This window comes from Aeromicrobium piscarium, from assembly GCF_007421815.1.
In the GTDB taxonomy this organism is placed as follows: domain Bacteria; phylum Actinomycetota; class Actinomycetes; order Propionibacteriales; family Nocardioidaceae; genus Aeromicrobium; species Aeromicrobium piscarium.
Window position 1 is genome coordinate 56,612 of sequence record NZ_VLNT01000003.1, and the last position, 23,697, is coordinate 80,308.

Consider the following 23,697-nt stretch of genomic DNA (forward strand, 5'->3'; position numbering starts at 1 on the left):
ACTCAGCCTAGGCCGTGCGCGCCGCATACTCACGCACGACGCACTTGGGTGAGCCCGGCCAGCGGACCGGGGAAAAAGTCAATATTGACATCACTATCAATTATCAGTCAGGATGACGTCACCATAGGCCGACGGAAGGTAGCGAGATGTCTGGGCGCGTAGCGATCGTGACGGGAGCGGCACGGGGGATCGGGGCAGGCGTGGCCGAGCGACTCGCTGCCGACGGCATGGCCGTGGCGCTCTTCGACCTGCTCGATGCCGCCGGCACGGCGAGGACGATCGAAGGACACGGCGGCGTCGCCTTGCCGCTCGTGGTCGACGTCCGCGATGCCGCACGGGTCGCCGAGGCCGTCTCGCAGGTGGCTGATGAGCTCGGGGCGCCCACCGTCGTGGTCAACAACGCGGGAACCATCCGAGACAACCTGCTCTTCAAGATGAGCACCGAGGACTGGGAGGACGTGATGGCCACCCATCTGACGGGTGCCTTCCACCTCGTCAAGGAGACCCAGCGCTTCATGGTGGAGCAGCGACATGGACGCATCGTGAACGTGTCGAGCGTCGCCGCGCTGGGCAACCGAGGACAGGTCAACTATTCGGCCGCCAAGGCCGGAATCCAGGGATTCACCAAGACCCTGGCGATCGAGCTCGGTCCCTTCGGGGTGACGGCGAATGCCATCGCCCCGGGCTTCATCGAGACCGATATGACCCGGGCGACGGCGGCGCGGATGGGCATGGACTTCGAACAGCTCCAGGAGATCGGAATCGCGAACATCCCGGTGCGAAGGATCGGGCAACCGGAGGATGCCGGACATCTGGCCTCCTTCCTGGTCAGTGACGGCGCCGGCTTCGTCTCAGGACAGGTCATCTATCTTGCCGGCGGCCCCGAGAGACTGCTGTGAGCCGGAGGCGACCCGTGAGGATGCTGGAGAACTACCGGGTCTTGGACCTGAGCAGAAACGCACCCGGACCCTTCGCCTCGATGCTCCTGGCGGATCTGGGGGCGGAGGTGATCTCGATCGGCGGGGGACGCGCCGGGGATGCGGCGCCGGTCTTCGGCCGGGGCAAGACGCAGATCACCGTAGACCTCAAGAGCGAGAGCGGGGCCGCGGCCTTCCGCGCCCTGCTGGCCGACGCCGATGTCGTCATCGAGGGGTTCCGCCCCGGGGTCGCGGGGCGGATCGGGGCCGACTACGAGAGGGTGTCGACGATCAATCCGCGGCTCGTCTACTGCTCGCTCACGGGGTACGGCCAGAGCGGTCCGCTCAGTCAGGTGGCCAGCCACGACATCAACTACCTGGCGCTCAGCGGGCTCCTCGGGGCGATCGGCCCCATCGATGCGGAACCGGTCCCACCGTTGAACATCGTGGCCGACATGGCCGGGGGCGGGGTCTACGCGGCCCTCGGCATCGTGTCCGCCCTGTTGCGCCGGGAGACCACCGGAGAGGGCGCTCAGATCGACGCCTCGATGCTTGACGGGGTGCTCTCAATGATGGCGATGTGCTTCGGCACCTGGGGCACGGCGATGGCACCGGGCCGTGGCCAGGGCCTGGTGAGCGGCGAGGCGCCGTTCTACCGCTGCTATGTCTGCCAGGACGGGGGTTATATCGCCATCGGTGCGGTGGAACCGCAGTTCTTCCGGACGCTGTGGGAGGCGCTGGAGCTCCCCGGTGAGCCCGTCGACCATCTGAGCCGGACCACCTGGCCCGAGCTGACCCGGACCTTGGAGGCCGCCTTCGCTGCCCGCCCGCGCGACCATTGGACCGAGAGGCTCCTGCATCTGGACTGCTGCGCGACGCCGGTGCTGGCGCCGGACGAGGTCTGGTCGTTCCCTCATATCGCCGAACGGCATCCTGGCGCCGGGATGTTCTCGGTTCCGCTCGCTCCCCGCATCGACGCCGAGACACAGGTGCAGGGCACCGATCTCGGGGACCGCACCGAGCAGATCCTGCTCGGAGCGGGTGTCGATGCCGCGATCGTGGGCAACGTCCTGCGCCGGAATGCCGAATCCGGAGCGAACAGCGGGGGCATCACCTGGCCGCCGGTGCAGGAGTGAGCGCGATGCGCGTCGTGATCGTCAATCGCTCCGATGCGGCCATGCGCGCCCTCCATTCACTGCGCGAGGCCAATCTGGGCGGCGCGGAGTATCACAGCATCATCCTGCATACCGAGTCCGACGCGGATGCGCCGTGGGTGACGATGTCCGACGAAGCGGTGTGCCTGGGGCCGACGATGACGGTCGATCCGAGTACCGGGGAGCGACGACACTCCTTCACCGATCTCGCGGTGCTCAGGCATGCGCTCGAGAGCGCGCGTGCCGATCTGGCGTGGGTCGGCTGGGGATTCGTCTCGGAATCTCCGGCCTTCGCCCGACTGTGCGAGGAGCTCGGGATCAGGCTGGCGGGTCCGTCCGCCGAGGTGATGGAACTGCTCGGCGACAAGGTGCGGGCCAAGGCTCATGCGTCGGCGGCCGGTCTGAACTGTCTGCCCAGCTTCGGCCCGCTCGACGGATCGACGAGTCCGCAGGAGGCGGTCGACGCCGTCGGACTGCCGCTGCTGGTCAAGGCGAGTGCCGGAGGCGGCGGGCGAGGAATCCGTGTCGTCCAGCGGGCTGAAGAACTGGCGCCGGCGGTGAAGACGGCCTCGGCGGAGGCCGCGGCCGCCTTCGGCGACGCCGGTGTATACGCCGAGCGTCTCGTCCCGCGGGCCAAGCACCTGGAGGTGCAGGTCGCCGCAGACGCCCGAGGGCTGGTCCGGGCGTTCGGCGTGCGTGACTGCTCCGTACAACGTCGGCGACAGAAGGTCGTCGAGGAGTCGGCGAGCGGCCTGCCTGCCGAACTGAAGGACCGGCTGATCCGCGAGGCGGTGTCGTTATTGGAGGGGACCGGATATGTCGGCGTCGCCACCGTGGAGTTCCTCTACGACCTCGACACCCGGGACGCCTACTTCCTGGAGGTCAACACGCGGCTCCAGGTCGAGCATGGTGTGACGGAGCTGACCACAGGCGTCGATCTCGTCCGATTGCAGCTCAGCCTCGCCCATGGCGAGGCATTGGAGCCGTCCCTCGTGGCCGAGCACGGTGCCGCCGTCGAGGTGAGGATCACCGCCGAGAATCCTTCCGAGGGCTTCGCCCCCAGTCCGGGTCGCGTGGCCGTGCTGGATATCCCGTCCTTGCCGGGCGTGCGGGTCGACCAGGGCATCTCCGAAGGACAGTCGATCTCGTCGGAGTTCGATCCGCTCATCGTCAAGGTGCTCGCGGTCGGATCGGATCGGAAGCAGGCGGTGGCGCGGCTCCGAGCGGCGCTGGATCTGTCGAGTATCGCGATTGAGGGCGGTGCGACGACGCTGGGCATGGTCAGACAGATCCTGGCCTCCGAGGAGTTTCGGCGGGGTGACATGACGACCGACTGGCTGGATCAGCGGTCGCGTCGAGACGAGACCTGGGGCCTCGAGGAGCATCTCGAGGATGCCCTGGTTCTGGCGGCCGTGTCCTTCGGGATGCGAGAGCGCCGACGGATCGTCCGGAGGTTCGCCGAGCGCGGGCGCCGGGAGGTGGGTCATGGCGAGTCAGCCGAGTCGATGCACCGTCAGACGATCAGCTCGGGCCCGCGCCGCGCCGATGTACTGACGGGCCGTGCCGGTCCACGCACGTGGATCGTCCAGATGGCCGGACGCGAGGTTCAGGTGGACCTGCGCGCGAGCGGACGGTTCTGGACGGCGGAGATCGACGGCCGCCGGGTGCGAGCGGTGGTCGTCGGGACCGATCGGCAGACGCAGGTCGTCATCGAAGGGCACACACTGACCTTCCGCACGGGTGAGGACGATGCGGTGCGAGCGCTAGCACCCTGTGTGGTGACCCGGGTGCTAGTCAGGCCGGGCCAGCGTGTCGAGGTGGACGATGTCGTGGCGACGACCGAGAGCATGAAGATGGAGGCATCCGTGCACGCCACAGCCGCCGGCGTGGTCGAGGAGGTCGCGGTCGTGCCGGGCCAGCAGGTATCCGCCGGGCAGTCGCTGCTGAGGATCGTCGCGGACGGACGAGCGGACGATGTCCGATTCCCGTCCACCAGATTCCGCCCGATGGCCACGGTGCCGGCGGGGGACCACCTGGCCGCCTCGATCGGTGGATGGTGCACGCGGAGGCCGGCTGAACGGCGCTACGACACGGTCTCGACGGAGCAGGCGCAGCTCATCCTGAGCGAGATCGGCCGGTTGAGTCTCGTGCCGGGTGACGAGCCGACCGCCGTCGACGGCGAACTCGATCTGGACGAGGTGGAGCGTCAGGACGCGCTCTATCGCCGCGCTATCGCGCGCGCACGGTTGAGCGGACTGCAGCCGGACCTGGTCGATCTCCTGCGCAGCGACGGTGCCATGCGGGCAATGTCCGGCTGGTCGTCGATCGAGCTGGCTGCGTTGATGCAAGCGACACGGGGGCCGCTGCCGGCAGTACATCGCGTGCTCCGGGCGCTCATCGCCTGGCGTGAACTCGAGCCCAGCCTCGGACCGGAGGCGCGGAGTTGGCTCGCCACCGAACGCGACCTCGATGAGCTGGAGGAGGCGCACCGGTTCGAGTTCTGGAGACTGAGCGAGTTCGACATCGCCCACGTCCGCTCGACCGGATCGATGCATCTCATCGACGCGTCCGCGCGCTCCAATCCGGCGGATCGACGGGTCCTGGTGTTCGTGCACCTGGCGGGGGACCGTCTCGCTCTGTCGAGATGGACCCAGGCGGTGCGGACCGCCATGCACGTCCTGCGCGTCTGGTGCGTCACCCACGACGTGCCTGAGGACCTCGATATGCATCGCATCGTGGTGGAGACCGAGGCAGCGTGGGACGTCGTGCTGCCGGACCTGAGGCACGCGATGTCCGCGCTACAGGAGGACGCGACCAGCCTGGGATTGCAGCAGGTGGTCATGAGGATCGGTCGCGGCGAGGAGGAGCGGGTCCTCCACATCCCCGCTCCCGCACGTACCGGTATGACACTGGGCACCAGCCGCGTGTCACCGGAGCCGATCCGGCCGTTGACACGCCGCCAGTCGGCCGCCGCGAGGATGGCACGGCGCGGACTGCACGAGCCGTGGTCGGTCATCGAGGCCTTCGCATCGCAGCAGGGTGACTTCCGCGATCTGCCTCCGGGATCCTTCTCCGAGCACGACCTGGAGGACGGCAAGCTCGTCCCGGTCGATCGCGAGCCCGGCGGACATGCGGCGGGCCTGGTCGTCGGGACGATCCGCAGCTTCACGGAGAAGCATCCGGAGGGGATGCTGCGGGTCGCCATCTTCAGCGATCCGTCCCGGTCCCTGGGCGCGCTGGCGGCACCGGAATGCGATCGCATCGTCGCGGCTCTCGACCTCGCCGAGCGGCTGCGGCTCCCGGTCGAATGGTTCGCGGTGTCGGCCGGAGCGCGGGTGGCGATGGACTCGGGGACCGAGAATATGGACGCCGTCGCGTCCGCGCTCCGCCGGATCGTGGAGTTCACGCAGGCCGGTGGAGTCATCAACATCCTCGTCACGGGCGTGACGGTCGGCGCGCAACCGTATTTCAATGCCGAGGCGACCATGCTGATGCACACCCGCGGCATCCTGGTGATGGTCGGGGACTCGTCGATGGTGCTGACGGGCAAGGACGCACTGGACTTCGCCGGAGCGGTCTCGGCCGACACCAATCAGGGGATCGGCGGCTACGAGAGGATCATGGGGCCGAACGGTCAGGCGCAGTACCACGCCGAGACCATCGAAGAGGCCTACGGTCTGCTGCTGCGGCACTACGAGTTCAGCTATGTGAGTCCGGGGGAGCCCAGCGTGCGTCCGCGAGGATCCACCGATCCCGCGGACAGGATGATCGGCGAGGAGCCCCACCGTGGGCCGGAATCGGCCTTCATGAAGGTCGCGGACATCTTCGATCCCCGCCTCAATCCCGAGCGCAAGGCTCCGTTCTCGATGCGATCGCTGATGAAGGCGGTGATCGACCGCGACTCGATGCCGCTGGAGCGGTGGGGTGACATGCACGGGGCCGACACCGCGATCGTCTGGGACGCCTACCTGGCCGGAACGGCCGTGAGCCTCGTGGGAGTGGAGTCGCATGGCATCGAGCGTTCTGACGGCTACCCGCTCGACGGGCCCTCGAGCTGGACGGCGGGAACGCTGTTCCCTCGTTCGTCGAAGAAGATCGCCCGCGCGATCAACGCCGCGTCCGGGATCCGACCGCTGGTGGTGTTGGCGAATCTGGCCGGATTCGACGGATCGCCGGAATCACTGAGACTCGGGCAGCTGGAGTTCGGCGCGGAGATCGGACGATCCATCGTGAACTTCTCCGGACCCATCGTCCTCTGCGTGGTCGCCCGCTATCACGGGGGAGCCTTCGTGGTGTTCTCCCAGAGGCTGAACGACTCGATGCGGGTGCTGGCCGTCGACGGGGCGAAGGCCTCGGTGATCGGCGGTGCCGCCGCGGCATCGGTGGTGTTCCAGCGCGAGGTCGAGGCCGAGGTGAGACAGGACTCGCGCGTGCGGGAGCTGCAGGCACGGGCGGAGGAGAGGGGTGGCACCTCTCCTCAGGCCGAGATCGAGCTCGCCGAAGCTCGTGAAGAGGTCCGGCACGAGGTGCGCCGACGGATCGCCGAGAGATTCGACGCGATCCACACCATCGAGCGTGCCCTGAGCGTCGGATCGGTCCACCGGATCATCGAGCCGGAGTCCCTCCGGGCCGCGCTCGTGGAGGAGCTGGCGCTTCAGCAGAAGGAAATGAGGATGTCATGACTGGGGAACTGCTGATCGACCAACCCCGGGCACATGTGCTCAGGCTGATGATCAACCGCCCGGATCGGCTCAATGCCTATACCAGCGAGTTGTGTGTGGAGCTGCGTGGGGCGATCGACCGGGCGGCGACCAGGGACGAGATCCGCGTGCTGGTGATCACCGGCACCGGCCGGGCCTTCTGCTCCGGGGGCGATGTCAAGGACGAGGCGGTGCTCCGCAAAGCCGAGGAGCGGCAGTTCGGCCATGCGGTGGTCATGCGCGAGGGCATGCATACGGTCATCGAGGCCCTTCACGAGTTCGACAAACCGACGATCGCGGCCGTGAACGGAGTCGCGGTGGCTGGGGGCCTGACCCTGGCCCTGGCCTGTGACTTCCGGATATGTTCGGAGGAGGCGCGACTCGGCGACACCTCCGGGAGAGTGGGTCTGCTGCCCGACGAGGGCGGGGCGTGGTACTTCCCGCGGGTGCTCGGTTACCCGCGCGCGCTGCGGATGTCACTGCTCGGCGAGGTCTACGACGCCGACGAGGCGCTCGCGCTCGGACTGGCCGACGAGGTCGTCCCCGATGCGGAGTTGCCCTCCCGGGCACTCGACCTGGCCGGCCGGCTGGCCGAGGCGGCGCCGTTAGCCGCTCGAGCGGTCAAGACGATGATGCGTCGCGGTGCCGACAGCTCCCTGTCCGAGGCCTTGCACGAGGCGCGGATGTGGGTGATGGCGGTGAACGACAGCGAGGACGTCGCCGAGGGGTTAGCGGCCTTCGCCGAACGGCGTCCGCCGAGGTTCCGCGGACGCTGATGATCAACGACGTCGATATCAACGGTGGACATCACATCACTATGGAGGTGCGGGCAATGGAGAATGTCGCTATCACCGGCGCGGGAGTGATCTCGTCGGTGGGACTGGGGCTGGACGGTTTCATCGACGGGCTGGAAGCGGGCAGGACCGGCACACGGCGGGCCCCATGGGCGCGCCCGGACGAGGGACGGCATGCGTGGTATTCGCCGGTGCCCGATTTCGATCCGCGCCGTTGGCTGGATGAGCGCACTGTCACCGGCACCGTCGAGTTCAGCCAGTATGCGGTCATCGCGGCCGACCAAGCTCTCGAGATGGCGGGCCTGGAGCCGTCGAGCGACACCGGCGTGGTCTTCGGCACGGCGATGGCCGGCGCATCCGCCCTCGCTGGGGCGCAGCATCTGCTGGAGACCGAGGGTCCCGCGGCGGTGCCCCGCAAGCTCCAGATCCAGGCCTGGGCCAATCTCGCCGCCGGCCACATCGCCATGCGCCATGGCCTGCACGGCCCTCTGATGACGGTGAGCACTGCCTGCGCCGCAGGCCTCGACGCCCTCGGTTACGCCGTACGGCTCGTCAGGTCCGGGGAGGCCGATGTGGTCATCGCGGGCGGCAGCGAGCACGCGTTCAGCGAGGTGCTCTACCAGGCGCAGCTGAACTACGGGATGTCCGGAGGCGTCGAGGATCCCCGGCTCGCGACCATGCCCTTCGACACCCGGCGCAGCGGGCTCGTCGAGGGAGCCGGCGCCGCGATGTTCGTCCTCGAGGGCCTCGATCACGCGCGGGCGCGCGGGGCGGAGGTGCTCGGAGTGGTGAGCGGATACGCCAATGTCTCCGATGCCTTCCATCCGTCGGCGCCGGAGCCGAGCGGACGCTGGGAGGCGGAGTCCATGATGCGAGCGATCCGACAGGCGGGATGCGAGCCCGCGGATGTCGACGGCATCGTGGCACATGCCACCAGCACGCCGAAGGGCGATGATGCGGAGATCGCGGCTATCAACACGGTATTCGGCGATCGTCCGGACTCCCTTCATGTGACCTCCCTGAAGGGCAATGTCGGGCACACCGGCGGAGCCTCGGGCGCGATGGGCGTCGCCGTCGCCCTGCACGTCCTCCGCTCGGGCCGACTGCCCCATCTCCCGACCACCGAACAGCCGGAGCCTGCGGCTCGATTCCACATCGTCACGGAACGGCCGACGGTCGCCGATTTCTCGGTGATCCAGGTCAATTCATTCGGTTTCGCGGGGCAAGACAGCTCGATGGTGCTGCGACGTGCCTGACGGCGCGGTGGAAGGGGAAGACCGATGAATCAGGAAGCCGTCGCGGTGCGACCGGAATGGGGCCCGCGCTCACAGTGGAATCTGCTGGCGCAGTTGGATCAGCGGCTGCGCGAGCGCCCGGAGGAGATCTTCCTCGAGATCCGAGGCGGCCGGCGACTGTCCTTCCGCGAAGCCGGTGAGCGGGCGACCGCGATCGCGGAGCAGCTGGCCGGTCTCGGTGTGGGTCCCGGCGACCACGTCGCCTCGCTGTGCGAGACGAGCATGGAGTCCGCGCTGACCTATGTGGCGGCCAAGGTCGGCTGCCTCGTCGACGTGCCCCTGAACCCGGCTTACCGCGGCAGGTCGCTGGTGCACGCGATCAACCTCTCCCGTGCCGAGGTGATGTTCGTCGATGCCGAGCTTCTCGACCGCGTGGGGAATATCGCCGACGATCTGCCCGGGCTCCGTCAGCTCGTCGTCATCGGGCGTTCTGAGGCGGCGGTCACGAGGTTGCCGTCCGTGCCGATCACCGAGGCCTCGGCGCCGTGGTCCTTCGGCGTCACCGTGCTCGACCGCGATCTCTCCAGCGTGCTGCTGACCTCGGGAACGACCGGGCCGGCGAAGGGCGTCATGATGAGCCATGCGCACACCTACACGGTGGCGCGCGAGTGCCTGCACGGGCTGCGGATGACGGCCGATGACGTGCTGTACTGCTGCCATCCGCTGTTCCACATGGCCGGGCGGCTCGGGGCGATCTTCGCTGCCGCGATCTGCGGCGCCCGCGTCGTCCTCGACACGAAATTCGACCCGGCCGTCTGGACCGACCGGATCCGTGAGGCCGCGGCCACCCTGACGATCGCCCACGGGCCGATGATCGAGGCCGTCTTCGGCCAGCCGGCTCGCGAGGACGACGCCCGGATCCCGCTGCGCGCGGTTCTCAGCGCGCCGTTGCCGGCGGCGATCGCCGAGGCCTTCGAGCGGAGGTTCGACCTGCGCGGGGTGGAGACCTGGGGCATGACCGAGGCCTCGGTACCCGTGTGGCGCCCCTATGACGCGCCGCTGCGACCGGGTGCCTCGGGCCTGCCGCTGGACGACCTCTTCGAGGTGACGATCGTCGACCCCGAGACCGATCTCCCGGTGCGGGACGGGGCGGTAGGGGAGATCACCGTCCGTCCGAAGGTTCCCTGGGTGATGATGCTCGGCTACCTCGGTCAGCCCGACAAGACCCTGGAGGCGTGGCGGAATCTGCGCTTCCACACCGGGGACGCCGGGTATATCGACGACCAGGGCTGGCTGCGCTTCGTCGACCGCCTCGGCGACCGGATCCGGCGCAAGGCGGAGAACATCTCGTCCTATGACATCGAGGTCGCGGCATCGTCCCACCCGGCCGTGGTGGAGTGTGTCGCCATCGGTGTGTCGAGCGAGGACGACTCCGAGGATGAGATCAAGCTGTGCGTGGTCCTCGACCCGGGCGTCCCCCTCGAGTTCTCCGCGCTCTTCGAGCATCTCGTACGGGAGCTGCCGCACCATATGGTGCCGCGGTACTACGAGGCCTTCGACGAATTGCCGAAGACACCGACCAGCAAGGTCCGTCGAGCCGAGCTGCGCAAGGCCGGTCGGTCACCCGGCACCTGGGACTACCGATCGGACGGCCTGTCGATCAGGCGGACCGCCGAGGGCCGTACGGCGGAACCGGAGGGCCGCCGATGATCAACCTCTTGGAGTTCGTCATCGGCGGCCTGCTGCTCGGCGGTGTCTATGGGCTGATCGCCCTCCCGATCAGCATGGTCCACTCGACCACGCACTCGCTTGACGCCGCGGTCGGCGGACATGCGGTGGTGGCTGCTGCGACCGCGGCGGGCGTCGGTGGCGTCGCCGGTATCGCCGCGGGTGTCGGCGTGGGCGCGCTCAGCGCCGCCGTCGCCGGACTCATCTATCTGGGCCTGCGGTACACGGGGCATTCGGATCCCATCACCTTCGTCCTGGCCACGTTCGGTCTGGCCATGGCCCTGCAGGCGGCGGTGCTGATGCTGCACGGCCGCGATCCGATCACCGCTCACGGCTTCTCCGGGACCTTCCAGTTCTCCGGGATCCTGGTCCGCTATCAGAGCCTGCTGAACCTCACGGTCGGGATCATCGCCGTCGTGGCGCTGACCTTCGTCCTGCAGCATTCCTCCGCCGGGCGTTCGCTGCGGGCCTGCGCCGACAACGTCGTCGGCGCGCAGCTGGCCGGTCTTCGCGTCGCCCTGTTGCAGTTCCTGGCGATCTTCGTGGGTGGCCTGCTCGCCGCCGTCGCCGGCGTCCTGCTGCTGTACTCGGCGGGGCTGACCTATATGTCCGGTCTGCACCTGACCCTGGCGGCGATCGGTGCCGCGGTGCTCTTCGGGCTCCGCGGTCCGGTCCACGGGTTCGCGGGCGCCCTGCTGTTCGGGCTGGTCGAAGCCCTCGTCTACGGCTACACCTCATCCGGGGTGGCCGCCACGATTCCCTTGCTGTTCATCTTCGTCGTGCTGGCCCTGGGCCGATCGACGATCGAGACCGGGAGGCCGTGATGCCCGAAGTTCTCCAGCGTCTGGCCGCGCGACAGACCACCGCACTGCTGCTGATCCTCGGTGTCGCGGTCTACACGGTCTTCTTCGCGGCCGTGCCCGCCCGACTGGACCTGTCGATCTCGACCGCCGTGTACGCGCTGCTCGCCCTGTCCGTCGCGCTGATCTACGGGCAGGCGGGAGTCCTGTCGGTCGCGCAGGCGGGGTTCGCGGCCGTCGGCGCCTATGCCACGGCCATCCTGACGACCCGATGGGACATCCCGCCGCTCATCTCGCTGTTCGCCGCGATCCTGTTGCCGGCGCTCCTCGGATTCCTGCTGTCCAGAGTGGTGGGCTCCCTGTCGCACCTGTCCTTGGCGGTCGCGACCCTCGTCTTCGGCGAGATCGTCACCATCGTGTTGCGCGAGGGCGGCACTCTCACCGGAGGCTATGTCGGGCTCAGCGGCATCCCGGGGCTGGCCTTCGCACCGGACCTGCTGGCCTACCACCTGCTGGCGTGGGGCGTCGTCATCGTGGTCGTGATCCTTTGCTCGAATCTGATCACCACCACCCGGGGGCGGGCCTATCAGACAATCGGACACGATCCGTTGCGTGCCGAGGCGGACGGCATCAACGTCCCGAAGAGCACCGCGCTGCTCTTCGGCTGCTCCGCCGGCCTCGCCGGTCTCGCCGGATGGTTGTACGCGCACTACATGACCTTCCTCGCCCCCGAGTCGCTACCGGCGAGCCTGTCGATCACCGTGGTGCTGATGGTCGTCGTGGGCGGGCGTCGGCATATCGCCGGGGCCATCGTGGGCACGATCTTGCTGGTGGCCTTGCAGAACGCGATGCCGACCGAGGAGAGCCAGGGCCTGCTCTACGGAGCGGTGCTGGTGCTGGTGCTGATCGCCGCGCCCGACGGCCTCGTCGGCTTGGTGAACTGGTGGCGTGACAGACGACGGCGTGCAGCGCGCCCCATCATCCCCGAGCCCACGGCACAGGAGGTGTGAGCCATGCTCACGGCAGAGGACATCTCCATCAGCTTCGGCGGCGTTCCGGCGCTGCAGGGGGTGTCGGTGACACTCGAACGCGGGCAGATCCGCGGCGTGATCGGCCCGAATGGATCCGGCAAGAGCACGCTGTTCAACTGCTTGACCGGTTTCATCCGCCCCGATACCGGCACGGTCGCCATCGATGGCCGGGATATCAGCACCGCGGCCCCGCACGAGCGGATCACCCTCGGCATCGGCAGGACCTTCCAGACGCCGCGGTTCGATCCGAAGGCCGACGTCTGGCAGGCCCTAGCCTGCGGGTTCTATCCCGCTACGGCGCGTTCGATCACGGCCTCGGCCCTGCGGCTGCCGTCGGCGCGACGGGCGGAGCGCCGAGTGGAGACCGGTGTCGGCGAGCTGCTGGAACGCTTCAACCTGACCGCCCAAGCCGACCAACCGGTCGGCGAGCTGCCGCTCGGGACGGTCCGCCTCGTCGAGGTGGCGCGGGCGATGGCCACCTCTCCGGGCTTCCTACTGCTGGATGAACCGGCCGCGGGGCTGACCGAGGACGAGCAGCAGCTGCTCGCCGGCCAGATCACGGCCCTGGCACAGGCCGATATCGGCGTGCTGCTCGTCGAGCACAATTTCGACCTGGTGGTCGGGCTGTCCGATGAGATCACAGTCCTGGCGAATGGGACCTGCCTGGTTGAGGGCCTGCCCGGTGACGTGGCGGCGGATAGTCGGGTGCGAAGCGTGTATCTCGGGCTGGATGCCGAGGAGGCCGTGGACGGAGAACGAGAGAGGCAGGTGTGGGCCGATGACGACCCAGCTCGAGATTGACCGGTTCTCAGCCGGTTACGGCCGGATCATGGTGTGCCGTGACGTCCAGCTGACGATCGAGCGCGGCGAGGTCGTCGCGGTGCTCGGCGCCAATGGCGCCGGCAAGAGCACGTTCCTCCAAGGTCTCGCCGGCCTCAATGACAGCCAGGGGACGATCCGGTTGGACGGCACCTCGATCGAGGGCCTGAACGCCGCGGCCCGGGCGCGCGCCGGTTTGGCCTTCGTGCCGGAGCAGCGGGGAAATGTCTTCCCGCACATGACGGTGCTGGAGAATCTGGCGATCGCCGGCGGGAAAGGCGCCTCCGGTGCCACGCGAGAGCTCATCGACGAGGTGTTCCCGGCGTTGGAGAAGTACCGCACCCGCCAGGCGGGTCTCCTCAGCGGCGGCGAGCAGCAGATGCTGGCCATCGCGATGGCCCTGATGAGCGAGCCCGCGATGATGTTGCTGGACGAACCCTCGCAGGGCCTCGCGCCGACGCTGCTGCGGTCGATCGCCGCATCGCTGGCTCGGCTGAAGCAGGGTGGCATCACCATGCTGGTCGCCGAGCAGAATCGCTGGTTCGCCGGGGAGATCGCCGATCGTGCTCTGCTGGTCGGAGGCGGCCGGCTGACGCCAGAGGAGTGATCGCCGTCAGTCCAGCTGCTCGCGCAGCACGTGCTTCATGACCTTGCCCGACGGGGTGCGGGGGAGCTCCGCCACGAGATGCCACTGCTGGGGGGTCTTGAAGGCGGCCAGCTGCGCCCGGCAGTGGGCGTGCAGGCGTTCGGGGCTGGCGTCCTGTCCCGGCCGGGGCACGATGGCCGCCACGACGATCTCGCCCCAGTGGTCGTCGGGCCTGCCGAGGACAGCGGCCTCGGCGACGGCATCGCAGCTCTCGAGGACGTGTTCGATCTCCTGTGGATGGATGTTCTCGCCTCCGCGGATGATGAGGTCCTTGGAACGGCCCCGAATGGCCACGTAGCCCCGCGCATCCATGACGGCGATGTCTCCGCTGTGGAGCCAGCCCTCGGCGTCCACCGTGTCATCGGTGGCCGAGGGCATGTCGAAGTAGCCCAGCATGGTCTGGTAGCCGCGGGTGCACAGCTCGCCGGGCCCCCCGACGGGGACCGGCGCTCCGTCCGGTCCGACGATCTTGAGCTCCACGCCGGGCAGCGGCTGCCCGATGCTCTCCGCCTGGTCCTCCTCGGAGTCCGACGGCCGGGTCTGGGTGATGACCCCGTGGACCTCCGTCTGGCCGTAGACGACACTCACCTCGCAGCCGAGCGCCGCACGGGCACGACGGCACAGCAGGGGAGGCACGCCGGCGCCGCCGACCGCGATGGTCCGCAGCGAGCGGGTGTCGCGGGGATGGTCCTGGATCTCGTTGAGGACCGCGGAGATCATGGTCGGCACCATCACGGAGAGGGTGCCCTGCTCGGTCTCGACGAGATCGAGGAAGAGACCCGCATCGAAGTGCGGCATGAGCACATGCCGTGACCGCATCGCGATCGATCCGATGACCGCCATCACGGCTCCGCTCGTGTGGAACAGCGGCAGCGTGTTGATCCAGGTGTCCCCGGTGTGGAAGCCCGCACGACGGGCGAAGGCCATCGGGGCGTTGACGACCCCGCGATGGTGCAGGAGGGCCCCCTTGGCGACGCCGGTCGTCCCGGAGGTGTAGATGAGCAGATAGGGATCGCCCGGTGCGGTCGGCGACCGCGTCGTCGAGGAGAGGGCTTGGGGCTCGGCCCGGTCGCGCAGCTCGTCGACGTGCCAGGTGGTGTGGAGCTCGGGGAGATCGGCGCGGATGCTCGCGATCATGGCCCCGAGGTCGGCGCCACGGAAGGTCGGGTCGTGGAGGATGCCCGCGGCGCGGGACTGGCGCAGCAGATGCAGGAGCTCCCTCTCGCGATACTGCGGGTTGACGGTGACGACGATGATGCCGGCGAGTGCGGCGCCGAGCTGGGCGAAGACGGCCTCGGGCCGGTTGGCCCCCCACAGCGCCACTCGGTCGCCCGGGGCGAAGCGCCGGTTGAGGGCGCTCGCGGCCAGTCGCGCCTCGTCCAGCAACTCGGCATAGGTCCAGCGGTGCCGGTGGAGGGGATCGGGATGCCCGTCGACGAGCGCGATCCGTTCGCCGGCATCGTCGGCGGTCTGTTCGAGAAGCTCCGGGACGGTCGTCTCGATGAGGGGATGCGGCCCCTCGACCGCCCACTCGGAGATCGTGAAGTGTTGCCTCATGGTGCTCCTCAGCTCGGTGAGCTCCTCGCCCATCGGTATGAACTTGCTCACAAATCAATATTGACGTCATGATTAATTTTGCGCCAGAATACGTCAACGGCCGACTTCACTCCGAAGCCGCCGACAGGAAGCAGAGGTAGTGGTATGAGGTCTCGAATCTCCCGGGGAACGGTGGCGGCGGGCGCCGGACTCGTTTCGTGCGCGCTGGTGCTGTCGGCCTGCGGAAGCAGCGGATCATCGGGCGGCTCGGAGGACGACACTGTGCGCGTCGGGCTGCTGCTCTCGCTGAGCGGTCCGGCAGCGGACTTCGGCACCAGCGAACGCAATGGCGCCACGGTGGTGCTCGACAAGCTCAATGCCGACGGCGGCGTGGACGGCCGCACGATCGAGTACGTCATCGCCGACGACAAGAGCGACCCGACCGAGGCCACCAAGCAGTTCCGCAAGCTGGTCACCGAGGAGGAGGTCAGCGTCGTCATCGGTCCGACGGTGAGCGCCAGCACGCTGGCCATCGGTCCCCTGGCACAGTCCTCCGAGGTTCCGCTGCTGGCCCTGAACGGCACGATCGCCGTGACGAGCAAGGACAACGACTTCTACCCCTGGATCTTCCGCGGGGCACCGAGCGATCTGATCACCGCGGAGAAGATGTTCGATCAGGTGGTCTCGGAGGGGCACCGGCGCATCGCGATCTACGCGGAGGAGACCGGTTACGGCGATGATGTGCTGAAGTACCTCGAATCGCTGGCCGACGAGGCGAAGGAAGAGGGCGTCGAGATCGTCGTGACGACGCGCTCGGCCGCCGATGCCACCGATCTGAGCGCGCAGGCGACGAAGATCCGTCAGGCCGATCCGGATGTGGTCCTGGTGCTGGCCAATCCGCCGGCACTCGGGGCTGCCCTGGTACGCGCCATCCGCCAGGGCAGTGATGTCCCCGTCTGGGGACCGATGGGACTCGCACAGAACACCTTCCTGGAGGCCGCCGGACCGGCGGGGGAGGGACTGCACGCGATGGCGCTGGCCAACTGGGACAATCCCAGCGACTCCGAGGCGGAGCTCGCCGAGCTCCTCGAGGCGGAGGGATTCGAGCCGGCGTCCTTCGAGGTGGCGGGATCCAATGGCGCTCAGGCCATCGAGGCCGCGCTGAAGAAGATCGGCGACGGCGAGGTGACCGGCTCGTCCATGCGCGACGCCCTCGAGACGATCTGCGATGTCCCTACCTATTCCTATGGCGATGGTCTTTGCTACAGCAAGGACAACCACGACGGCTTCGGCACCGATGCCGTGCGGATGGTTGTGGTGGAGAACGGCGCCTTCGTCGACTACCGGCCGTGACGGGGCGGTGACCGAATGATGCGGACGAGGACAGGAGGGGAATGATGAGGCGAGTCGCCATCACCGGTATCGGAGTGGTCTCACCGATCGGTGCGAGCTACGAGAGCTTCACCCGAGGACTGGACGAGGGCAGGATCGGCACGGTCCGTGCCCCGTGGGCGGACCCGGTTCGTGGGCGCCACGCCTGGTACGCGCCGGTGACGGGCGACTTCGATGCCGCTGCGTGGCTGGACGAGCGCACCATCCGCGGGACCGTCGAGTTCTCGCAGTTCGCGCTGGTCGCGGCCGAGCAGGCGATCCGGATGTCCGGTCTCGAGCCCCCGCCGGACACGGCGGTCGTGATGGGCACGGCGATGGCCGGAGCGTCGGCCATCGCCGGGGCCCAGTCGCAGTTGGACGCGGCCGGCCCCGAGGCGGTGCCACGGCGACTCCCGATCCAGGTCTGGGCGAACCTCGCCGCCGGCCACATCGCCATGCGGCACGGCCTGCACGGACCCTCGATCACGATCTGCACCGCATGTGCGGCAGGTACGGACGCGATCGGCCTGGGCACCCAGTACATCCGGTCGCAGCTCGCCGATGTCGTGGTGGCCGGAGGTACGGACCATGCATTGAGCGAGGTGTTGTACCAGGCCGCGGTGAACTACGGTGCGTCGCAGGGCATCGCCGATCGGGAGCTGGCCAGCGCCCCCTTCGACATCCGTCGGTCCGGGGTGCTCGAGGGTGCCGGTGCGACAGTGCTGGTGCTGGAGGACTACGACCGTGCCCGGAAGCGTGGTGCCCGGGTCCTCGGCACGATCGAGGGCTATGCGGCGCTCGCCGAGGCGTACCACCCGTCAGCTCCTCAGCCTGACGGGGCCTGGGAGGCGGAGGTGATGAGACGCGCCCTCGCGGATGCGGGCGCCGCGCCGGCGCAGGTGTCGGGAATCGTGGCACATGCCACGAGCACTCCCAAGGGTGATGCCGCCGAGATCGCGGCGATCAACGATGTCTTCGGGGGCCGCGAGTCCCTCCACGTGACCTCCGTGAAGGGCAGTGTCGGCCATACCGCCGGTGCATCGGGGCCCATGGGGGTGGCCGCCGCCCTGCACGCCTTCGACCGAGGCCGGCTGGCGCATCTGCCCACGACGACCCAGGTGGAGCCGGATGCGCGCTTCCACGTGGTGACCGACCGTCCCGCCGAGGGTGACTTCGAGTACATCCAAGTCAACTCCTTCGGCTTCGGCGGCCAGGACAGCTCTTTGGTGCTCCGCCGGGAGGGACGATGAGCCTCGATGATGTGCGGACCGTCGCCGAGCGGCTCGTCGACGCCTCCGAGCGGGGTGATCTCGCAGCGATGGGCGCTCTGTTCGATCCTGAGGCCAGCATCTGGCATTCCGATCTGGGTGTGCTCGACCGGGAGCGATTCCTGAGGGCCGTTGAGCGGCTGCGGGATCGAGTGGGCAGCTGGCGCTACGTACAGCGCCGGCTGCACCTCGCCCCGGAGGCGTTCGTCGAGCAGCACGTGATCGGCTTCGACCGTGCCGAGGTGCCGGATGCTCTGGCCTGCGTCATCGCAGACGTGCGGGACGGACTGATCGTGCGGCTCGACGAGTACGTCAGCATCGACGGCCTTCCGTCGTGGACGCGGAGCGAATGATGGGCCGAACCGAGCACTCCGTTCCCGATCCGATCGCCGGTCTCCATCAGGCCTGGGGCTCGCCGGACTCCTGGAACCTGTTGAACGCCTGGCGTACACGGGTCGAGGAAGATGCCGACCGGCCCTTCCTCGCCGAGTCCAGTGTGGACGATTTCGTCACCTACGGGCAGGCGTGGCAGCACATCCGGGACCTCGCCGGCGTGCTGACCGCGCTGGGGGTGAGCTCCGGTGATCGCGTGGTCATCCTCGGAAAGACCAATGCCATGACCGTCTGGGCCTGGTTCGCGGTCAATCTGGTCGGAGCCACCGAGGTCACGGTGAACGCCAGCTACCGGGGCGCCCCTCTCGTCCACGCGGTCAATCTGCCGCGGGCCGAGGTGGCGATCGTGGCCCCCGAGATGCTGACGCGCTTCGTGGAGCACGAGGAGGACTTCACCGCGGTGCGACGGGTAGTCGTGCTCGGGGATGTCGACGTGCCCGAGCCGACCGAGACGCGCAGCTATCTGCGTCCCGGGGAGGTGGAGGCGGCGCAGCCGTCGACGGTCGTTCCGCACTTCACCGACCCGGCCAGCATCCTCTACACCTCCGGCACCAGCGGGCCCGCCAAGGGCGTGGTGATGCCGCACGGCCAGACCTATGTGATGGCGCGGCAGACGATCGAGCTGCTGTCGTTGACCGCGGAGGACACCTTCTACTGCTTCCACAGCCTCGCCCACGCGACCAAGTTCACCGCGGTCGCCTCCACGCTGGTGGCCGGAGGGCGGATCGTGCTCGATCCCGTCTTCGAGCCCGATGCGTGGGCGGAGCGTGTGGTGGCGACCGAGGCGACCGCGACGGTGGCGCACGGTCCGATGCTCGAGATGGTGCTCCGTGCCAGAGAGGAGAGCGGAGCATCGCCGGCGGCAGCGGCTCTAGGCCGGCTCCGTGTGGTCCTCACCGCCGGAGCGAGTGCCGACCTGGCGAAGGACGCCGAGCGACTGCTCGGGCTGCGGTGCGTCGAGGCCTTCGGCATGACCGAGGCCTATCTGATCACCCGGCCGGAGAATGAACGCGAACGCGTGCCCGCCGGTTCGTGCGGACGTCCCAACAGCGCCCTCTTCGAGGTGCGGCTGGTCGATCCCGAGACCGATGACGAGGTGGGGATCGGGGAGATCGGGGAGATCACCGTGCGCCCCCTGCATCCGGGGACCATGATGCGCGAATACATTCATATGCCCGAGCGCACCATCGAATCCTGGCGGAACCTCCGTTTCCACACCGGCGACCTGGCACGGATGGACGAGTCCGGCTGGGTCTACTTCGTCGATCGGGTCTCCGATCGGATCCGGCGCAAGGCCGAGAACATCTCCTCCTATGAGATCGAGCGGGCAGCGCTGGAATATCCCCTCGTGCAGGAGGCCGCGGCGGTGGGAGTGCCGGCCGGCCCGGGACTGGACGATGAGATCAAGCTCTGTCTGGTGACGAGCGGGCCGTTGGACTATGAGGCGATGATCGAGCACCTGGTGAGGCTCTTGCCGCACTATATGGTGCCGCGCTATATCGACGTGGTGGCCGAGCTGCCGCGCAGCGTCACGAATAAGGTCCAGAAGGCGCGCCTGCGGGTCGCCGACCTCTCGACCGCGTGGGACAGGACAGCAGTGGGTGTCTCGGTTCGAGAGATCGCCGACCGACTCGGGGTGCGCTGATGGCGATACCGGCCGACTGGGGTCCGATGAGCGAGTGGACCCTCCCGCGGGTGCTGCGTTCTGCGAGCGCACGCCATCGGGAGCGCGACTTCATCCAGGTCGAGCGGCGACCCTGGTTGAGCTACCGGCAGGTGCTCGAATCGAGTGAGCTGGCCGCCGGCCGGCTGGCCGGCCTCGGTGTCGAACGCGGCGATCGGGTGCTGATCCTGTCCCGGCTCAGCGAGGAGCTGATCTTCACCTGGTTCGGGACGAACCTGCTCGGCGCCGCCGATGTCTCGTTGAACCCGGCGCTGCGGGGTCAGGCGCTGGTGCACGCGGTGAACCTGCCGCAGTGCGCGGTGCTGGTGGTCCAGGACGAGCTCCTGGCGGAGGTCCGCCAGGTCGAGGAACAGTTCTCGCATCTCGAGCACATCGTGGTCATCGGCGGATCTGACGCCACGATCGAGCCATGGACCACGCGGCACCCGCATCGCCTCGACCTCGTCGAGCCGGTGGACGTGTCCTGGCCGGAGCCGTCGCCGTCGGAGACCGCGAGCATCATCTACACCTCCGGCACCACAGGTCCCGCCAAGGGCGTGGTCAACTCGCATGCCCAGGTGTACGTGAACGCACGGCAGTCCATCGAGGGTCTGCGGATGACCGCGGACGACACCTTCTACTGTTTCCACCCGCTGTTCCACATGGCCGCCAAGTTCTACGCCGTCCTCGCGGCGGCAGTCGTCGGTGCGCGTGTCTCGTTGGTGACGTCCTTCGACCCGGGCCGGTGGTTGGCTCAGGTACGTCAGCTGTCCGCCACCGTCTCCATGGCGCATGGGCCGATGATCGAGATGATCCATGCCGAGCGGCGACATCCCGATGATGACGACAATCCTCTGCGGGCGCTCATCGCGGCTCCGCTTCCACGAGGCATCGGGGCGGACTTCGAGCGACGGTTCGATGTCCGGGCCATCGAGACCTGGGGGATGACCGAGGTCACCTGCCCCACCTGGCAGCCCTATGACGGGCCACGCCCGATCGGATCGTCCGGAAAGGTCATCGAGGAGCTCTTCGACGTCACCCTCGTCAACGAGGCCGGAATCCCGGTGGCGCCGGGGGAGACCGGTGAGATCACGGTCCGTCCGAGGCTCCCGTGGATCATCATGCAGGGCTACTACGGGATGCCTGATGCCACGGTGGACGCGTGGCGGGACCTGCGTTTCCACACCGGCGATGCGGGCCGTTTCGATGCCGAGGGGCATCTGTACTTCGTGGATCGCGTCGCGGACCGGATCCGGCGCAAGGCCGAGAACATCTCCTCCTATGACATCGAGATCGCGGCGGCGGGTTATCCGGGTGTCGCCGAGTGCGCGGCCGTCGGGATCGATGCGGAGCAGCTCGGCGACGACGAGATCAAGTTGACGGTGGTGCCCGTCGACGGCGGGGTGATCGATCCCGCCGGGCTCTTGAGGCATCTGGTCGGGGAGCTCCCGCATCACATGGTGCCTCGCTATATCGAGGTGACGGGCGCACTGCCACGCAGCGTGACGAACAAGATCCAGAAGGCCATGTTGAGACGATCCGGCGTCGAGGGCTGCTGGGATCGCCGCGAAGCTGGGTTGTCCGTGCGCGATCTGCGCCAGTATTGACACTGACATCATTTTCAATTTAAGGTCTGTTCATGGTCGCCGATGAGACACAGATCGCACCCGTGGGGGGCGATGTCGTTCAAGCCGTGGTCGACGCCGAGGGGATCGTGACGATCACGATGCTGCGGGGCGACTCCTACAACACGATGACGGTGCCGCTGCTCGACGAGCTCCTGGAATGCGTGGAGTGGGCCGCCGATCCGGGACGCGCACAGGCGATCATCCTGACCGGCGCCGGGCGTGCGTTCTGCGCGGGAGGAGATCTCAACGAGATCGCCTCACCCCGAGAGCGCGAGATTCGGCACGAGGTGACCGAACGGCTCAACCGCCATGCCGGGGTCAGTGTCCTGTTACGAGAGTCGGCCGTACCGTCCATCGCCGCCATCAACGGGGCCTGCGCCGGTGCCGGACTCGCCGTGGCATGTGCGGCCGATGTCCGTATCGCGGTCGAGGGAGCCAAGTTCAGGACCGCCTTCCTCAGCGCCGGGCTCTCCGGAGACTTCGGCGGTTCCTGGACGCTACCGCGACTGCTCGGGGACAGCAGGGCACGCGAGCTCTTCCTGCTCAACCCCAAGTTCGACGCCGCACGGGCATGGGAGCTGGGGCTGGTGGCCGAGGTGCTGGCACCGGAGCTGCTGCTGACACGAGCACATCAGATCGCGAGTGAGTGGGTGACGGCCGGACCGGATCTGGTGACCGCCATCAAAGCGAATCTGAACGAATCCGGGGGAGTGGACTTCTGCGAGCATCTGCCGCGGGAGTCCGAACGCCATATCGCACTGAGCTACGCATCGGCCCCGCCTGGGCCGAGAGCGGATCTGTGAACTCATAGCTGAGGAAGGTCGGACGATGACGAGAACACGCTCCGGATGGAAGGTCGGGATCGCCCTGGTGGCGGCGTCGACGATGATGGCGGCCTGCTCCTCCGGTGGAGGAGACGACGGGGCCGAGGACACGACGGTCAAGATCGGCTTGATCAACAGCCTGACCGGGCCCGCGGCGACCGTCGGCCTCCCGGCCCAGGATGCCTACGACGCCCTGATCGCCAAGGCGGAGAAGGACGGTCTGAGCGGCTTCGACATCGAGGTCATCCAGCTCGATGACCGCACCGATCCGACTGAGGCTTCTCGCGCGGTCACCGAACTGGTCAACGAGGACGTCGACGTGATCCTCGGCCCGTTGACCGGCACCGCCATCCTGGCGGCGGCACCCGTGGCGGCACGCGAGGAGAAGCCGCTGATCGTCTACGCCGGCACCCAGAGCATCACGGATCCGTCCGACTTCTTCGACTGGATCTTCCGCGCCGGACCGCCCGATGAATCGCTGTGGGCCGCCTCGATCGATCACCTCGCCGCGGACGAGGACATCGAGACGGTCGGCATCATCAGCGAGGAGACCGCCTACGGCAAGGACGCGGTCACGGGAATCGAGGAGCGGCTCACCGGGCACGGGATCGAGGTCGTCGAGTCGGTCCACGCGCCGGCAGACGCGGTCGATGTCACCGCCCAGGTCCGCAAGGTCCGATCCGCCGAACCGGATGCGGTCATCGCCGCGGTCTCGATCGGCACGCTGGCCAACTCCATCGCCAAGGCCAAGGAGGCCATGGGCTTCGACGTCCCGCTGTACGGCAACTCCTATCTGGCGACCACCACCTTCCGCGACGGGGCGGGATCGGCGGCGACCGGAGCCATCGGCCCGGCCTATATGAACCTCGACGATCCGAGCGAGAAGATCTCCTCGGGGATCGGCGCGCTGGCCGATGAGGCCGGCTTCGAGCTGACCGGCACCGGCGAGATCCTAGCTGCGAACACCTGGGCTGTGCTCGAACAGGCATTGGCCGCCGTCGACGGCGAGGTCGATGGAGCGTCGATCCGCGATGCCATCGAGTCGCTGTGCGATATCGATGCCTACACCGAGGGCCTGGGGTGCTTCACCGATGACGACCACGACGGCTGGGACGAGACCGGTCTCATCGTGGTCAGGCGCGGCGCCGACGGCACGCTCGAGACCATCGGATGATCGTGCCCGGCCGCCG

18 protein-coding genes are annotated in these 23,697 nt (G+C 68.2%); 17 read left to right on the forward strand and 1 reads right to left on the reverse strand.

Going from position 1 to position 23,697, the window contains the following annotated elements; all coding sequences use genetic code 11:
• Window positions 1-146: 146 nt before the first annotated feature.
• The 10 genes from fabG to FNM00_RS05375 are packed head-to-tail and all read left to right on the forward strand — an operon-like array spanning window position 147 to window position 13,785.
• Entirely contained in the window at window positions 147-899 is a 753-nt protein-coding gene (fabG, locus tag FNM00_RS05330) for a 3-oxoacyl-ACP reductase FabG (protein ID WP_143912189.1), read from the forward strand.
• Between the two features lie 20 nt (window positions 900-919).
• Window positions 920-2,053 carry a CaiB/BaiF CoA transferase family protein gene (locus FNM00_RS05335; RefSeq protein WP_143912574.1) on the forward strand — a complete coding sequence of 378 codons (1,134 nt, stop codon included), beginning with the start codon at window positions 920-922 and terminating at the stop codon, window positions 2,051-2,053.
• A gap of 5 nt (window positions 2,054-2,058) precedes the next feature.
• The gene (locus tag FNM00_RS05340; protein ID WP_185972988.1) at window positions 2,059-6,753 is read left to right on the forward strand and encodes an ATP-binding protein; all 4,695 of its coding nucleotides are present in this window, start codon (window positions 2,059-2,061) and stop codon (window positions 6,751-6,753) included.
• Complete coding sequence (locus FNM00_RS05345) at window positions 6,750-7,547, forward strand: enoyl-CoA hydratase/isomerase family protein (RefSeq protein ID WP_143912192.1); 798 nt, start codon at window positions 6,750-6,752, stop codon at window positions 7,545-7,547. Before FNM00_RS05340 ends, FNM00_RS05345 begins: the two co-directional genes overlap by 4 nt.
• A 56-nt stretch (window positions 7,548-7,603) precedes the next feature.
• The gene (locus tag FNM00_RS05350) at window positions 7,604-8,821 is read left to right on the forward strand and encodes a beta-ketoacyl-[acyl-carrier-protein] synthase family protein (RefSeq protein WP_143912194.1); all 1,218 of its coding nucleotides are present in this window, start codon (window positions 7,604-7,606) and stop codon (window positions 8,819-8,821) included.
• Between the two features lie 24 nt (window positions 8,822-8,845).
• A complete protein-coding gene (locus FNM00_RS05355; protein ID WP_143912196.1) occupies window positions 8,846-10,510 on the forward strand; it encodes an AMP-binding protein in 1,665 nt (554 codons plus the stop codon).
• Window positions 10,507-11,352, forward strand: coding sequence for a branched-chain amino acid ABC transporter permease (locus FNM00_RS05360; RefSeq protein ID WP_143912198.1), 846 nt, complete (start codon window positions 10,507-10,509; stop codon window positions 11,350-11,352). The genes FNM00_RS05355 and FNM00_RS05360 overlap by 4 nt, the downstream gene beginning before the upstream one ends.
• The gene (locus FNM00_RS05365; RefSeq protein ID WP_143912199.1) at window positions 11,352-12,338 is read left to right on the forward strand and encodes a branched-chain amino acid ABC transporter permease; all 987 of its coding nucleotides are present in this window, start codon (window positions 11,352-11,354) and stop codon (window positions 12,336-12,338) included. The genes FNM00_RS05360 and FNM00_RS05365 overlap by 1 nt, the downstream gene beginning before the upstream one ends.
• A gap of 3 nt (window positions 12,339-12,341) precedes the next feature.
• Window positions 12,342-13,160 carry an ABC transporter ATP-binding protein gene (locus FNM00_RS05370; protein ID WP_143912201.1) on the forward strand — a complete coding sequence of 273 codons (819 nt, stop codon included), beginning with the start codon at window positions 12,342-12,344 and terminating at the stop codon, window positions 13,158-13,160.
• Complete coding sequence (locus FNM00_RS05375) at window positions 13,138-13,785, forward strand: ABC transporter ATP-binding protein (RefSeq protein WP_185972989.1); 648 nt, start codon at window positions 13,138-13,140, stop codon at window positions 13,783-13,785. The genes FNM00_RS05370 and FNM00_RS05375 overlap by 23 nt, the downstream gene beginning before the upstream one ends.
• A 6-nt stretch (window positions 13,786-13,791) precedes the next feature.
• On the opposite strand, the gene FNM00_RS05380 is transcribed toward FNM00_RS05375, so the two are convergent.
• Window positions 13,792-15,381: a class I adenylate-forming enzyme family protein gene (locus tag FNM00_RS05380; RefSeq protein ID WP_143912204.1), complete on the reverse strand. Its 1,590-nt coding sequence runs from the start codon at window positions 15,379-15,381 to the stop codon at window positions 13,792-13,794.
• A 144-nt stretch (window positions 15,382-15,525) separates the two neighbouring features.
• Here FNM00_RS05380 and FNM00_RS05385 point away from each other — a divergent pair, with 144 nt between their 5' ends.
• The 7 genes from FNM00_RS05385 to FNM00_RS05415 are packed head-to-tail and all read left to right on the forward strand — an operon-like array spanning window position 15,526 to window position 23,681.
• Window positions 15,526-16,713: an ABC transporter substrate-binding protein gene (locus FNM00_RS05385; RefSeq protein WP_143912206.1), complete on the forward strand. Its 1,188-nt coding sequence runs from the start codon at window positions 15,526-15,528 to the stop codon at window positions 16,711-16,713.
• Window positions 16,714-16,757: 44 nt separating this feature from the next.
• Window positions 16,758-17,981 carry a beta-ketoacyl-[acyl-carrier-protein] synthase family protein gene (locus tag FNM00_RS05390; protein ID WP_143912576.1) on the forward strand — a complete coding sequence of 408 codons (1,224 nt, stop codon included), beginning with the start codon at window positions 16,758-16,760 and terminating at the stop codon, window positions 17,979-17,981.
• Entirely contained in the window at window positions 17,978-18,352 is a 375-nt protein-coding gene (locus FNM00_RS05395; RefSeq protein ID WP_143912208.1) for a nuclear transport factor 2 family protein, read from the forward strand. Before FNM00_RS05390 ends, FNM00_RS05395 begins: the two co-directional genes overlap by 4 nt.
• A complete protein-coding gene (locus FNM00_RS05400; RefSeq protein ID WP_143912209.1) occupies window positions 18,349-20,037 on the forward strand; it encodes an AMP-binding protein in 1,689 nt (562 codons plus the stop codon). Before FNM00_RS05395 ends, FNM00_RS05400 begins: the two co-directional genes overlap by 4 nt.
• Window positions 20,038-20,063: 26 nt before the next feature.
• Window positions 20,064-21,662, forward strand: a complete 1,599-nt coding sequence (locus FNM00_RS05405; RefSeq protein ID WP_185972990.1) for an AMP-binding protein — start codon at window positions 20,064-20,066, stop codon at window positions 21,660-21,662.
• A gap of 32 nt (window positions 21,663-21,694) precedes the next feature.
• On the forward strand, window positions 21,695-22,486 hold the full coding sequence (locus tag FNM00_RS05410; RefSeq protein WP_143912213.1) for an enoyl-CoA hydratase/isomerase family protein: 792 nt from the start codon (window positions 21,695-21,697) through the stop codon (window positions 22,484-22,486).
• 25 nt (window positions 22,487-22,511) lie between these two features.
• Window positions 22,512-23,681, forward strand: coding sequence for an ABC transporter substrate-binding protein (locus FNM00_RS05415; protein ID WP_143912215.1), 1,170 nt, complete (start codon window positions 22,512-22,514; stop codon window positions 23,679-23,681).
• The last annotated feature ends 16 nt before the right edge of the window (window positions 23,682-23,697 follow it).